The 13,244-nt window shown below is 63.9% G+C and carries 12 protein-coding genes and 1 riboswitch; of the genes, 5 read left to right on the forward strand and 7 right to left on the reverse strand.

Going from position 1 to position 13,244, the window contains the following annotated elements; all coding sequences use genetic code 11:
• Positions 1-18: 18 nt before the first annotated feature.
• From BKA03_RS15610 to BKA03_RS12815, 6 genes are read right to left on the reverse strand one after another with little or no spacing between them, the layout of a single operon-like run.
• Positions 19-2,529 carry a glycosyltransferase gene (locus BKA03_RS15610; protein WP_062074280.1) on the reverse strand — a complete coding sequence of 837 codons (2,511 nt, stop codon included), beginning with the start codon at positions 2,527-2,529 and terminating at the stop codon, positions 19-21.
• Between the two features lie 49 nt (positions 2,530-2,578).
• Complete coding sequence (locus BKA03_RS12795) at positions 2,579-4,147, reverse strand: glycosyltransferase family 2 protein (RefSeq protein ID WP_062074281.1); 1,569 nt, start codon at positions 4,145-4,147, stop codon at positions 2,579-2,581.
• Entirely contained in the window at positions 4,147-4,416 is a 270-nt protein-coding gene (locus tag BKA03_RS12800; protein WP_062074282.1) for a hypothetical protein, read from the reverse strand. The genes BKA03_RS12795 and BKA03_RS12800 overlap by 1 nt, the downstream gene beginning before the upstream one ends.
• A gap of 49 nt (positions 4,417-4,465) precedes the next feature.
• Positions 4,466-5,473: a glycosyltransferase family 2 protein gene (locus BKA03_RS12805; RefSeq protein WP_062074283.1), complete on the reverse strand. Its 1,008-nt coding sequence runs from the start codon at positions 5,471-5,473 to the stop codon at positions 4,466-4,468.
• A gap of 9 nt (positions 5,474-5,482) precedes the next feature.
• A complete protein-coding gene (locus BKA03_RS12810; RefSeq protein ID WP_062074284.1) occupies positions 5,483-6,226 on the reverse strand; it encodes an ABC transporter ATP-binding protein in 744 nt (247 codons plus the stop codon).
• Positions 6,223-7,059 carry an ABC transporter permease gene (locus BKA03_RS12815; RefSeq protein WP_062074285.1) on the reverse strand — a complete coding sequence of 279 codons (837 nt, stop codon included), beginning with the start codon at positions 7,057-7,059 and terminating at the stop codon, positions 6,223-6,225. Before BKA03_RS12815 ends, BKA03_RS12810 begins: the two co-directional genes overlap by 4 nt.
• 131 nt (positions 7,060-7,190) lie before the next feature.
• Positions 7,191-7,314: riboswitch (TPP riboswitch) on the forward strand.
• 271 nt (positions 7,315-7,585) lie between these two features.
• Between BKA03_RS12815 and BKA03_RS12820 the strand changes: the two genes are divergently transcribed.
• The gene (locus BKA03_RS12820) at positions 7,586-7,876 is read left to right on the forward strand and encodes an ATP-binding cassette domain-containing protein (protein ID WP_062074286.1); all 291 of its coding nucleotides are present in this window, start codon (positions 7,586-7,588) and stop codon (positions 7,874-7,876) included.
• A gap of 53 nt (positions 7,877-7,929) precedes the next feature.
• Here the strand turns inward: BKA03_RS12820 and BKA03_RS12825 are convergent, their stop codons facing one another.
• Complete coding sequence (locus tag BKA03_RS12825; RefSeq protein WP_062074287.1) at positions 7,930-8,409, reverse strand: rhodanese-like domain-containing protein; 480 nt, start codon at positions 8,407-8,409, stop codon at positions 7,930-7,932.
• A gap of 76 nt (positions 8,410-8,485) precedes the next feature.
• Here BKA03_RS12825 and BKA03_RS12830 point away from each other — a divergent pair, with 76 nt between their 5' ends.
• The 4 genes from BKA03_RS12830 (at position 8,486) to BKA03_RS12845 (ending at position 13,186) form a co-directional block, all read left to right on the forward strand.
• A complete protein-coding gene (locus tag BKA03_RS12830; protein ID WP_062074288.1) occupies positions 8,486-9,544 on the forward strand; it encodes a hypothetical protein in 1,059 nt (352 codons plus the stop codon).
• A 186-nt stretch (positions 9,545-9,730) separates the two neighbouring features.
• Positions 9,731-11,587, forward strand: coding sequence for a molecular chaperone DnaK (gene dnaK, locus BKA03_RS12835; RefSeq protein WP_062074289.1), 1,857 nt, complete (start codon positions 9,731-9,733; stop codon positions 11,585-11,587).
• A gap of 57 nt (positions 11,588-11,644) precedes the next feature.
• Complete coding sequence (gene grpE / locus BKA03_RS12840) at positions 11,645-12,220, forward strand: nucleotide exchange factor GrpE (RefSeq protein ID WP_062074290.1); 576 nt, start codon at positions 11,645-11,647, stop codon at positions 12,218-12,220.
• A gap of 39 nt (positions 12,221-12,259) precedes the next feature.
• A complete protein-coding gene (locus tag BKA03_RS12845; RefSeq protein ID WP_062074291.1) occupies positions 12,260-13,186 on the forward strand; it encodes a DnaJ C-terminal domain-containing protein in 927 nt (308 codons plus the stop codon).
• Positions 13,187-13,244: the final 58 nt, after the last annotated feature.

Consider the following 13,244-nt stretch of genomic DNA (forward strand, 5'->3'; position numbering starts at 1 on the left):
CACCGCGCGAGTCGCAATTCAGCGCGTTGCCGCCGCGCGCAAGCGTGCGCGGCGCGCCTTGTAGCGATCGGTAACCGCGGCAAACCCCCCGTTGCGTAGGTAGTAGATCGCGCGGTCCAGGTCGCGTCTGCGACCGCTGTGGTTGCTCGATCGGGGTCGACGCGCCGCCGCAACGAGGTCCTTGGTGGTGCCGCCCGGTGCCGGAATGTCGTCACGCTTGTCGGCCGCACGCACAGGATGACGGCAGAACTCCACGAGCGGTGCAAGCACCTTGTCCCACACGAAGTCCTCGCGCACTCGACGCACATTGGTGCGGGCTCGCTCCGCCTCGGCGTCGTCGAAGAGGAGCCTCTCCATTGCCGAGGCCAGGGTGGCCGCGTCGCGTTCGGGTACTACCGCTCCGAGGCCGTCGGCCTCGATGAGCTCGGCAAACGCGTCGCCCTCGGTCGAGACAATGGGCAGGCCCGCCCACAGGTAGTCAAGGATCCTGGTCCGGAATGAGAACGTCGTCTCGACGTGATCGAAGTGAGTCGAGACGCCAAGGTCCGCGTCAAGCAAATAGTTCTGCCTCTGTTCGTACGGCACCCACGACTCATTGAAGAAAACGTGACCGTTGAGGCCCAGCGCCGACGTCAAATCGCGCGCCTGCGAGACGGCCGCCATCTCCGGCACGTTCGGACTTGGGTGCTTGACCCCCATGAAGAAGAGCCGCACGGTGGGCCTGCGCTCCGAGAGGATCGCCATGGCCCGGATCAGGGTCTGCGTGTCGAACCAGTTGTAGATGCCTCCGCCCCAGATCACGACCTTGTCATCTGCGTCGATTCCGGGAACCACACCCTTGATGGCCAACTTCTCGGCTACGGGTGCGTCACTCGGTGTTCCAAAGGGAACGACATCGATCAACGACCTGAGCTTGTCGTCACGGGAGTAGGTGTAGGCGTTCACCCTCCCGAGGCCCGCGAGTTGCCCCAGCCAGAAGTGGCGTTGTCTCTCGCTCGCACACAAGAAGAAGTCGCCGCGCGCAAGTTGGTGGTTGAGAGCCTCGTTGGAGTGGCCGACCTGTTCATTCCACTCGCGCATGCTCCGCTCTCGCCCTTGCTCCAACTGTTCAAGATGCATGGGGTCATAGATGTCAACAACCGTGACCTTTGATGTCGACTCGAGCGAGGGGAAGTACTGCAACGCGTGCCCCTGGACGATGATGACGTCGGCCCACTTCTCGTGCTCCTCCATGCCACGAGGGTTCGTGGGAGGCACCGTGAACACTTCATACGAGGGATCGATCGAGATGGCGGCCGTCGTGCTGATGAGCCTCACATCGTTTTCCCTGGCAAGGACACGCGCAATATTCGACGCGCGGATCGCGGGGCCCGCCATCCGGATCCCGACAGGGTCCCCCGTCACAACGACGACGCGTCGCTTGCCCTCGATGTCGAGGATGCCCAGCGTCTGCGCGATGTTCTCGTAGCCCTGGAGATAGGTCTCTGACGGATAGGCCGGTTCGTCGGTCTCACCAAAGAGGGACTTGAGTTGGCGATCTGAGACACGACGAGTCGATTGCACGCGCGTGCGTTCGCCCGCCATCGTGGGGAGGTTCTCCACGAATTGGTCGATTGCGAAGACGCCGGCGAGAGTCGACTTGTCGACGCTCATCATCCGGTCGCCGTCGTCGCCAGGCACCCTCAGATCGAGGCTTCCCGAGGCGAGCGATCCGCGCGCGACCGATCGCCGTGTTGCCAAGAGAATTGCACCAGGCAGCACTTGCGCCAGGGACGCGTCGTCGAGGTTCTTGTAGAGGGCGTACAGGGCGTTGCGCTCGAGGAGGTACTGCTCCCTGAAGTCTCCGAACTTCTCGATCGAGGCGTGATGCTTGTGGAACACGAGCGACTTCGGCTGGAATCTGACACGGTGGCCGAGCAGATTGAGTCTCCAACCCAGGTCGACATCGTCGTAGAACATGAAGAAGTTGTCGTCGAACCCGCCCACCTCTGCGAAGGCCTTGGCGCGAACGAACAACGCCGCCCCCGTGCCAAACAGCACATCCTTTTCCACGTCCCATTTGCCCTGATCGCGCTCGCCCGCGTGAGGCTTATAGCCCATGCCATACCAGGTCACGGCGGCATCAATGAAGTCGATCCGGTCCCCCTCCCAGTCGAGGACCTTGCTCGCCACCGCGCCGATGTCGGGGGACGTCCTGAAGGTGGCGACTGCGGACGAGATCCAGTCAGGTGCGGGTTTCGCGTCGTTGTTCAAGAAGGCGAGATACTCACCGGTCGCGCGGGAGACTCCGAGATTGCACCCTCCCGTGAAGCCGAGGTTCTCGCGGGACTCGACCACCGTGACCTTGCCGGGCACCGCGCGAAGTTTTGCGACGCTATCGTCGCCCGATCCGTTTTCCACCACGATGATCTCGAGGAGGTGCTGGGGCCAGTCGAGTTCGCGGAGGCCCCGGATGGCTTCGACGGTGTCATCGGCGCCACGAAAGTTCACGAGCACGACGGAAACGAGGTCGGGGATGGTCTTCTTCACGCTAAGAACCTATCTGTTGGCGTAGGAATTCTCCTCAAGCAGGCAAGGTTCAGTGCAAGTCATACGCACGACCGAGCTCAAATACCTCGTGGGGATTGGTTGGCCACCAGGGGCTCGACCAGAACAGATGCTCCCAACGACCCCAAGCGGTCAACACTTCATATCTGGAGACACTCGGGTCCCTCGTTTTCGATTCGAAGTGATACAACTCCGCATTCGGAGTCCAATATGCCTGGTAACCAGCTGTAGACAACTTCATGCACAGGTCGACATCGTTGAAGTTGCCCGGGAGCAGAGGCGACAACCCTCCCACAGAAAGGAAAAGGTCCTTGCGCACGAGCGCGCACGCGGCCGTGACGCCTGCGACCTCGCGCTCCACGAGGAACGCCCCCCAAGGCCCCGCGGAACCCCTCAATGAGTGCAGGCCGATATGCGTGACGTCGAGCCTGATGTACGCGTGGCCCGCATGCTGGATCGTCTCGTCTTCGAAGTAGAGCATCGGCCCAACGATTCCCGCATTTGGCAACTGCGCCAGCGCCAACATGGGTTCGATCCAGGAGTGCGAAATCACCTCGACGTCGTCGTTGAGTAACAGTACGTACTCGCCCGCCGAGTGAAGCACGCCTAGGTTGATCTTGCCGGAGAAGCTGAACGGCTTGTCCCACGCCACGAGACGAAGCGCTTCGCCGGCAACTTCGCGCAGCTGAGCCGTGACGTCGTCGGGAGCTGACGAGTCGAGAACGACCACGAACTCTATGTTCTTGTACGTCGACATCTCGACGACGCTTCGTACGGCCTCCACCACAAGGCACCTGTCGGAGCCATGAATCACGGCGCGGTCTCCGCGCGTGGGAATCACGATCGATACGAGTGGTTCGCCCTTGACGGTGCGACGAGTCCGATGGACGCCGTTAGCGCCGACTGCAAGCACTTTCCCTCCGCCGGTCTGGCGAAGGTGACCCCCAAGAACCACCGAGATGTTTGAATTTTGGACGTCGGCGGGGATTGTCCACAGATTCGCGATGGACTTCGCGGGCCTCGAAGAAAGCACCTCGGCCACGTGTGCGACCCGTGACGCAACGCGCGTGGTGCTCAACGCAAGGTCGTAGAGTTCCGCCCCCTCGACATCTGCCCGGATGCCGCCGACCTGATTCACGAGCGACGCCTTGAAAAGGGTGGTGTCGCCAAGGTAGGGCTGACAGCGCAAGCGTTCCGGTGAGAACTCGGGCTTGAAGAAGGTATCGGCGCCGATGCGCTCGTCGCCGTACGCAATATCTGCGCCCGATGCCGCCTCGGCCAACAGCAACGCGGTCGCTTCCGGAGCAAGACGCGAAGCGGGGTTCAGGAACGCGACGAAATCCCCTTGCACCGCCGCGAGGCCCCGGTTCAATGCGTCGGCAAGCTTTGCGCCTGTCCCCGCCGCGATATGGCTCACTTTGCCGTCGTCTGCGGGAACCTTGTCGGCAGGCAGTTTGTGGACAAAGACCGCGTTCCAGGATTCGCTTGTCTGCCGCTGGAGCGACTTGAACAAGGGCAGCCAGGAACCGCTCGAGTCGCCAGGCATGGGCACGACGAAGGTGACAGTGGGCGCGTCTCCTCGCCTGTGGGCAACCGACACTACGACCGCCCCTTCAGGAGCCGCGCCACACGCACTGGGCCAAGGAATGCCCGGCCCACCCACCAGGTGCGCGATGCGTATACCGCCGCGAGCGCGGTCTCGAGACGCTCGATCTCCGCGCGAGCTCCGCCTGATTCCCGCGCCGCCGCCTCGAGTCGCGCAACCTCTGCCTCAAGACCGATCACCCGGTCGACGAGCGCCATCTGGCGCAACAGCACCTGATACTCACCATCGTCGCCGAAGGGTGTCAAAGGCTCGTCGCTGCACATGGCTCAAGGGTATCAAGCGCTACCCGGGAAATATTTCGATCTCAGGGCTCTAGCCAGACGGTTGGCAAATGTCACGCACCATATCCATGGCTCCGCGGCCAAACGTCCCATAGCGACCCGCGACGCCCGCCGCTAAGACCGGAATGAGTCTGCGTACACGCATCGTCGGAAGTGCGCTGCGTGCGCGCTCGTGTGCGAGTTTGGCCGCCGCGGTCTCCCGCACCCGTGGGCTCAACAACTCGGTGTGAAACGCCGTGCGTTCCGCGAGCGCCTCGGCCCGAACAAGCAAGCGTGCGTTGCGGTCGGCGCGAGGCTCGAACAGCCTCCTCACCTTGTCCGGCAGTGAGAGTCGCAATGCCCCAATCTGGTTGCCGCCGTGCTGCCGGTAGTCGATCAGTTGGTCTTCCACGAGGACCACGTCGCCAAGCGCCGCTCCCATGGTGGCGATCCACTCGTCGTGAACCCACGAAGACGGGAAGGGCATGGCGACATCGAGAACGTCACGCCTAAACACCATGGTGGCACCCGTGATGATGTTGCGGCGCATCAGCGTGGCGAAAGGTTGTTGACCGTTGACGAGCGCGAGGTCGCGCTCCGTGACCTCGAGCGCTTCGAAGAGCGAGTAGCCGAGACGAACGCCCTCGCGGTCTACCAGGGTGGCGTCCGAAGCGACAACGCGCACCGTCGGCCGCTCGGCCAAGATATCAAGGACCCTCGCGAGCCTTCCGGGATGCCACACGTCGTCTTGATCGCTCAGTGCGATCAGGTCGCCGCCGCACGCGGCAATGGCTTGTTCGAAGTTGGCAGTCACTCCGAGCGGCGTCGCGTTGCGCAACATCACCAGTTCGATGGGCGTTGGTAGAGACGAGTTCCAGTCGGCGACCGCCCGCTCGACGATCGCGACGGTCCCATCCTTGGACGCGTCGTCAGAGACGACCACTTCCCACGGAGCGGGGTCCTGGGAAAGGATGCTGAGCAGTTGCTGCTCGATAAATGCCTCACCGTTGTGCGTGCATAGGGCAACGGAGATCCGCGGTGGCGGGAGGCTCCCAATCAACTCGGCGCCCTACTGCCCGTCGTGTGGGACGGAGTCGAGGTACGCCTTGATTGTCGAGTCGACATCGCCCACCTGCATCAGTTCGCCCTTATTGATCCATGCCGCCTGGTCGCACATGTTGCGCACGGTCTCGGTGGAATGGCTCACCAAAATCACGGTCTTGCCTGCCTCCTTGAGCGCGCCAAACCGCTCGAAACACCGCTCCTGAAACTCGGCGTCGCCCACCGAGAGCACCTCGTCAACCACCAAAATGTCCGGATCAACGTTGATCGAGATGGCGAAACCCAAGCGCACATACATGCCGGAGGAGTAATTCTTGACGGGTTGGTCGATGAACTGGCCCACTCCGGCGAAGTCGACGATCTCATCGATCTTCGCCTCCACCTGCTTCTTGCTCATCCCCAAGATCGAGCCGTTCAGGTAGATGTTCTCCCTGCCCGAAAGTTCACTGTGGAATCCGGAGCCGACCTCAAGCATCGCGGCCACGCGGCCGGTGTGCGAAATCGTTCCCTTGTTGGGGTAATAGATGTTCGCGAGGCACTTGAGCAGGGTCGACTTTCCGGAGCCGTTGCTGCCAATGAGTCCGAACGTGGACCCCTTTGGCACGTCGAAAGACACGTCCTTAAGCGCCCAGAAATCCTCGTGCACGGACGTGCGGCGGCGCATGATGGCCGCCTTGAGCGTCTGATTGCGCTCGTAGTACATGCGAAAACTCTTGCTCACGTGGTCGACGTGGACTGCAATCTCCGTCATAGCGCCTCCGCAAGGCCGCGGGCGTGGCGTTGGAACACGATGAGCCCAAGCACGATCGACACAGCGGCGGCCGAGAAGGACCAGACCCAGTCGGACAGGTCCGGCATTCGGTTGTCGTACAACAGTGTCCTGAAGAGATTGACGATGTGTTCCATGGGGTTCAGGTGGAAGATGTCCGCCACCGTGATGCGGGTTCCCGCGAGCCCCCCGAGCTCCACCGACTTTGTGTCGACCAATGTCGCCGGATAAATGATGGGCGTCAGGTACATCCACATCTGCAGAGCAATGGAGATGAAGTATTGGGTGTCCCTGAAGTGCACGTTGGCAATCGAGAGCATGAGCGCAAGCCCTGCGGCAAAGAGCGCGAGCAATACCATCGCGACCAAGACCAAAGGAATCCACGGAATGACAAACCCGCCGACGACCGTGAGGGCGATGACGAGCACGCCCATCTCAAACATCCAGTTGTAGCCCGCGGAACCGACGACGGCTAACGGCAGCACGATGCGAGTGAAGGACACCTTCTGGATGAGGTTCGCGTTTTCCACAAGCGATCCAGCACCCTGGTTAATGACTGTCGCCAGAAAGGTCCAGGGGAGAAGTCCGCACAGGAGCCAGATGGCGAAGACGTTCAGCCCACTGGGGCTTCCTGCATCGGGCTGAACCTTGATCACGAACTTGAAAACGAACGTGTAGATGAGCATCAGTGCCAGGGGGTTGACGAGCGACCACAACTGGCCAAGCACGGTGCGCTTGTACTTGCCGCGCACCTCACGCATTGTCAGGTTCGTCAGAAGTTCACGCGCACCAAAGATTTCCTTTAGGTAGTTCACGTCACCTCCCGAACCACTCGTCAACGGCGTTGGAGCCCGGACCAGTCTAGGGTGCGCGCGCAACTACGGTAACTCTCGCGCCGAGCATCGTCCGCTCGTCTCCTTATCGCGTTGGACCCGCACCATAGTGAGGTACACGACAGGGGAGCGCCTCCGTTCACACCGAACTGGTCAGGGCGCTGAGAGTGCGGACCGCCACAGACCCTCGAACCTGATCCGGCTCGCACCGGCGTAGGGAGTCGACACTCGTCCCCTCCTTAACCGGGAGGAATCCATATGCCTCAGACGAATGCGGCCGCGCGGGCGGCAGTTGCCATCGCCTTGATCCCTTTGACTCTGGCGGCGTGCTCACCTTCGGCGACCGAACCAAACCCGAGCGTCTCCCCACGGGAGGGGCTTCGGGCTCGTATTCCAAAATGGCCGGCTTTTTCCTCATAGGACAGTCGAGGGCAACGTCGCCTTCGGCCTAGAGAGTTCTGGGATGCCGCGCCGTCAACGCAGCGGGCGAGTCGCCGCTGTCTTATAGATGGTGGGCCTCGCAGGCTTCGGCCCGAGAGACACGAGGGACCTCTCGGGCGGCGAGAGGCAGAGGGTCGCGTTGGCCCGCTCCCTGGCGCCCTCTCCTCGTCTGCTGGCTCTCGATGAGCCGCCCTCTTCCCTCGATGCCGAGCTACGAACCCGTCTAGGCGCTGAGGTGCGAGACATCCTGCGGTCCGCAGGGACCACCTTCATCATGGTCACGCACGACGCTGCCGAGGGGGAGTTGGTCGACGATCGCGTGGTTCTCATGTCTGATGGCCGCCTGATCGACGCGTGACTCCGCGCGCAGCCACGCGGTGCTTGCGGCACGCGGCACGCGCCGAAACGGTACTAGCAGTCGCAAACGATGCGCTGTGCGGGGACGCCCGCTGGCACGGTCAGCGGGTCCGCAGCCCTCGTCGCGTCCACGATGATCTCGACCCCCGTCGCGTCACGCGCCACGCGATCGACTGGAAGACCCTCCCTTGCCCAGTACTCGAAGCCGCCGATCATCTCCTTCACTGCATAGCCGCCCTCCGAGATGATCAGGCCCGCTCGCGTCGCGCCATTGCACCCTGGGCCCCAGCAATAGACGACGAACTGGGTCCCGACGGGGTACGTCGGGATCACATTCGGCATTTCCGGCTTGGTCACGTGCACGGCTCCCCTGGCGTGGCCCTGGTCCCAGGCCTCGTCGCCGCGGGTATCCACGAAGACGAATCCCGGTTGGCCCGATTCGAGCGCCGCGTGGACGTCACCTGGATCCGTCTCGAACCGGAGCCGCGCGGCAAAGTGCGCGGCCGCTTGGGCAGGTGTTTGCGCGGAGGACATGACTCGTACGGTAGGCGCGGGCGGGTCCGCCAGTCCACCTTCCGGTGGCTCCTATGATGACGATGAGGAGTTGCCCGTGACATTTCAGCCCGAGCACGAACCAAGCGGGGACGAACGCTCGCGCGCCGAAGCATCGGCTGGCGACCCATCGAATGGCGGCGACGGCACGGCAGGAGACGGCGACACGTCTCGGCGACCTCCCGAGTCCCCCGCACAGGACTTCGCGGCGGTTCCCGGCCCCGACGACGAGGCGCCGATGTGGCTCGTCGCATCGCTCGAACGCGGCGAACCGCTCGCACCGCCACCACAGCCGCGGCAGCCCACCCAGGGAACAACGCCGTCGTCGGCTGGCTGGCCGGTCCACGAACCGTCCGCAGCCTGGCCCCCGCAGCCGTCTCGCGACGCCGAGTATTCCCGTGCAGCCCAAGCGTCGTTCCCTGCCGGCCCTGATTGGATCGAGCCAGTGAGTGGTGCCGGCGCCCACAAGGCACGACGACGCATCTCACAGATCGTGGTGCTCGTCCTCGTGCTCGCGGTGGCCGTGGTGGGGGGACGCCTCGCGTTCGGGGCGCTGACAGCAACGCCTGACGACTACACCGCGCCGCTGATCTCGCCTCAAGACGTCGCGACTGAGGGCGGCCTGATGTGGATATCGCAGACGGGCAAGGCAGCGCTCGAGGTGGACCCCACGTGGACAAACGAATCGAGCGTCGAGTCAGGAGACGTCTCCGGGCTCTTCTCGCACGAAGTGACGGTCTATGCGAGCACCTGGACGTTGCCGGGAGGTGCAGGCACCGTCAGGATGTTCGAGGCCGCGGACCCTGAGGCCTCGAACCAGACCCTCACCGCAATCCACGAAAGTGCGGTCTCCTCGGCAAGCAAATTGGTCATGAAAGACATGGGCGATGTCGTGCAGGTAGCCCCCACGATTCCGCACGGCGTGACCACGTCAACCGGCCTGCACGGCCGGGTCAGCGACCTGGCTTGGAATGCGAGCGGCAAGCACGGCACGGTGACGGTGTACACGTTCATGCATCACGGCCGTGTCGTGATCGTGCAGGTGACCGTGGTTGGTGACACCGGCACTCAACCCAGTGTGGGCCGTGCGGTTAGCACGCTTCGCATCGATAAGTAGATCCCCCGCCATCTTCGAGTCGGATGGGTGCCTCATTGCCATTCTGAGAACTTGAGCAGGGTTCGCTCAACTTTGCCCCTTTCAACTTGACACGCTTCGCGCCGAGGCGTAACTTGAGTGCATACCGCTCAAGTCTCGAGCGGGCAGTCGCAATGGCGGGAGAACCCCGCACAAGGAGGAGCCACCATGTCCCGTGCAGTAGGCATTGACCTCGGCACCACGAACTCGTGCGTCGCCGTGCTTGAGGGTGGCGAGCCCACCGTCATCGCAAACGCGGAAGGCACCCGCACCACCCCATCCGTGGTCGCGTTCTCGAAGACTGGCGAGGTGCTCGTTGGCGAAATCGCCAAGCGTCAGGCCGTCACCAACGTCGATCGCACCATTTCCTCGGTCAAGCGCCACATGGGCACCGACTGGAACGTGAAGATCGACGACAAGAAGTACACGCCGCAGGAGATTTCCGCGCGCATCCTGGGCAAGCTTAAGCGCGACGCCGAGGAGTACTTGGGCGAGAAGGTGACCGATGCGGTCATCACCGTCCCCGCGTACTTCAACGACCACCAGCGCCAGGCCACGAAGGACGCCGGCGAGATCGCGGGCCTCAACGTGCTACGCATCGTCAATGAGCCCACCGCGGCCGCTCTCGCGTACGGGCTGGACAAGGGCAAGGAGGACGAACTCATCCTCGTCTTCGACCTCGGTGGTGGAACGTTCGACGTCTCGCTGCTCGAGGTGGGCAAGGACGAGGACGAATTCTCGACCATTCAGGTGCGCGCCACCGCCGGCGACAACCGCCTCGGCGGCGACGACTGGGACCAGCGCATCGTCGACTTCCTGGTCAAGGAGGTCAAGAACTCCGAAGGCATCGACCTGACCAAGGACAGGTCGGCCGTCCAGCGCCTGCGTGAGGCGGCCGAGCAGGCCAAGAAGGAACTCAGCTCCGCGCAGCAGACCACGATCTCGCTCCAGTACCTGAGCATCGGCGAGAACGGCCCCGTCCACGTGGACATCAAGCTCACGCGAGCCCAGTTCCAGGAGATGACCAAGGATCTGCTCGAGCGCACCAAGGCGCCGTTCCACCAGGTGATCAAGGACGCCGGCATCAAGTTGGCCGACATCGACCACGTGGTCATGGTGGGTGGTTCGACGCGCATGCCCGCCGTGACCGAGGTCGTCAAGGAACTCACCGGCGGCCAGGAGCCAAACAAGGGCGTCAACCCCGACGAGGTCGTCGCCGTAGGCGCCGCGCTCCAGGCGGGAGTCATTCGTGGCGAGCGCAAGGACGTGCTGCTCATCGACGTCACCCCCTTGAGCCTCGGCATCGAGACCAAGGGCGGCGTGATGACGCAGCTCATCGAGCGCAACACGGCCATCCCGACCAAGTCATCCGAGGTCTTCTCGACCGCGGACGACAACCAGCCGTCCGTGATGATCCAGGTCTACCAGGGCGAACGCCAGTTCGCCCGCGACAACAAGCTCCTGGGCACGTTCGAGCTTGGCGGCATTGCGCCCGCCCCGCGCGGGGTGCCGCAGATCGAGGTCACCTTCGACATCGACGCGAACGGCATCGTCCACGTGCACGCAAAGGACCGCGGCACCGGCAAGGAGTCTTCGATCACGGTGACCGGCGGCTCCGCGCTCAGCAAGGAAGACATCGAGCGCATGGTGAAGGATGCCGAGGAGCACGCTGCGGAAGACAAGCAGCGCCGCGAAGAGGCCGAGACCCGGAACAGTGCGGAGACCTTCGCCTACTCGACCGAGAAGATCCTGGCCGACAACGCCGAGAAGGTGCCCTCCGAGGTGGCCGATGACGTCAAGGCGGCCATCGCCGAGGTTCGCAAGGCCCTCGAGGGCGACGACGCCGCAGCGGTGAAGACCGCACACGACGACCTCGTCACCAAGGCTCAGCGCATCGGCGAGGCGATCTACAAGGCCGAGCAGTCCGCCGAGGCAGACGCCCCGGCCGACGGTGAGGCCCCTCGCGCCGACGGCGAAGAGGACGTTGTCGACGCCGAGATCGTTGACGAGGACGAGAACAAGTAGCGTGACTGGCGACGGGCGGGTTAGCCCGCTCGTCGCCGCCGCGCGCGAAAGGAAGCCATGAGCGACACCACTGGATTCACCTCGCCCGACGACGACGGAGCCGACGAGGCCTTGGCCGAGGCGGAACGCATTGTTGACGGCGCCTCCGGGCAGACCGTCGACGATTTGAGCGTCGACGAGGACCGCGCAGATGACGCGCTCACCGCGGTCGAACGGAAGGCCTCCGAGCACCTCGCGGACCTGCAGCGCCTGCAGGCCGAATATGTGAACTACCGCAAGCGCGTCGACCGCGACCGCTTGGCAATGAGCGAATCGGCGACCTCGAAGGTCATCGAGGCCCTGCTTCCCGTGCTCGACGATGTCGCTGCCGCGCGGGCCCACGGCGACTTGGCCGAGGGCCCCTTCGCTTCGATCGCGGAGAAGCTTGAGGAGACGCTCGGCAAGCTCGGCTGGTCGAGCTTCGGCACCGTGGGAGACCCCTTCGACCCCACGATCCACGAGGCCCTCATGTCGCAGCCAAGCACCGACGTCACCGAACCCACCGTCGTCCACGTCGCCCAGCCCGGCCACCGCGTCGGCGATCGCGTCGTGCGCGCCGCGCGCGTCGTCGTCGCGCAGCCGGAAGACCACTAGCGGGCCCCGCCCGCAGGACATGCTCGAGAGGAGGCGACCGTGACTAGCCAGGATTGGTTCAACAAGGACTTCTACGCGATCCTTGGCATCCCCAAGGGCGCCTCACAGGCCGAGATCAAGAAGGCCTATCGCAAGGCCGCCAAGGATAACCACCCCGACCGCCACCCGGGCGACGCCGCCGCGGAGAAGCGCTTCAAGGAGATGGGCGAGGCGTACGCGGTGCTGAGCGACGCCGAACAGCGCAAGCAGTACGACGGAGTTCGCGCCATGGGAGGCGGCGGCCCACGGTTCCAGGCGGGCGGCCCGGGAGGTGCCGGCTTCGAGGACGCCTTTGGTGGCGTCTTCAACGGCGGCGCGAACAGGGGTCAGAATTTTGAGGACATCCTGGGCGGGCTGTTCGGCGCTCGCCGGGGACCCCAAAGGGGCAACGACGTCGCCGCGGCGACCGAGGTGAGCTTCCGGCAGGCCGCCGAGGGTGCCACCGTCACTCTCAGCATGGACGGCAACAGGCTCTCAACCCGGCTCCCCGCAGGAGTGGCGGACGGCCAGAAGATCAGGCTGCGTGGAAAGGGCCGTGCGGGCATGCACGGAGGGCCCCCTGGCGACCTGATTCTGACCATTCATGTAGGGAGGCACAAGGTGTTCACCGTCGACGGAAAGAACCTGCGGATGAATTTGCCGGTTTCTTTTGACGAGGCCGTCCTTGGCGCCACCGTCGAGGTGCCGACGCTGTCGGGCGAGCGAGTCAAGGTGAAGGTCGCGGCGGGAACGTCGTCTGGCACGACGCTACGCGTGAAGGGCAAGGGCATCGTCGGAAAGGAAGGCGCCGGCGACCTGCTGGTGCGGGTCGACGTGCACGTGCCCACCAAGTTGAGCAAGCAAGCACGCGAGACAATCCAGGCCTTCGCGCTCGAGACCGCCAAAGAAGACCCGCGCGAGCGGCTCTACGACGACGCTGCAGGGTAGCGCCCTCACCGAGACGTGACGATCAAGCGGCGACGACGACGCGCCTACGGAAGGAGGC

It is taken from the genome of Demequina lutea (assembly GCF_013409005.1).
Lineage (GTDB): Bacteria > Actinomycetota > Actinomycetes > Actinomycetales > Demequinaceae > Demequina > Demequina lutea.

Excerpts from the sequence above, each read along its gene's own strand:
- BKA03_RS12800 (WP_062074282.1), bottom strand. The coding sequence starts at position 4,416 with ATGTGCAGCGACGAGCCTTTGACACCCTTCGGCGACGATGGTGAGTAT.
- BKA03_RS12810 (WP_062074284.1), bottom strand. The coding sequence starts at position 6,226 with ATGACGGAGATTGCAGTCCACGTCGACCACGTGAGCAAGAGTTTTCGC.
- BKA03_RS12820 (WP_062074286.1), top strand. The coding sequence starts at position 7,586 with ATGGTGGGCCTCGCAGGCTTCGGCCCGAGAGACACGAGGGACCTCTCG.
- BKA03_RS12825 (WP_062074287.1), bottom strand. The coding sequence starts at position 8,409 with ATGTCCTCCGCGCAAACACCTGCCCAAGCGGCCGCGCACTTTGCCGCG.
- dnaK (WP_062074289.1), top strand. The coding sequence starts at position 9,731 with ATGTCCCGTGCAGTAGGCATTGACCTCGGCACCACGAACTCGTGCGTC.
- grpE (WP_062074290.1), top strand. The coding sequence starts at position 11,645 with ATGAGCGACACCACTGGATTCACCTCGCCCGACGACGACGGAGCCGAC.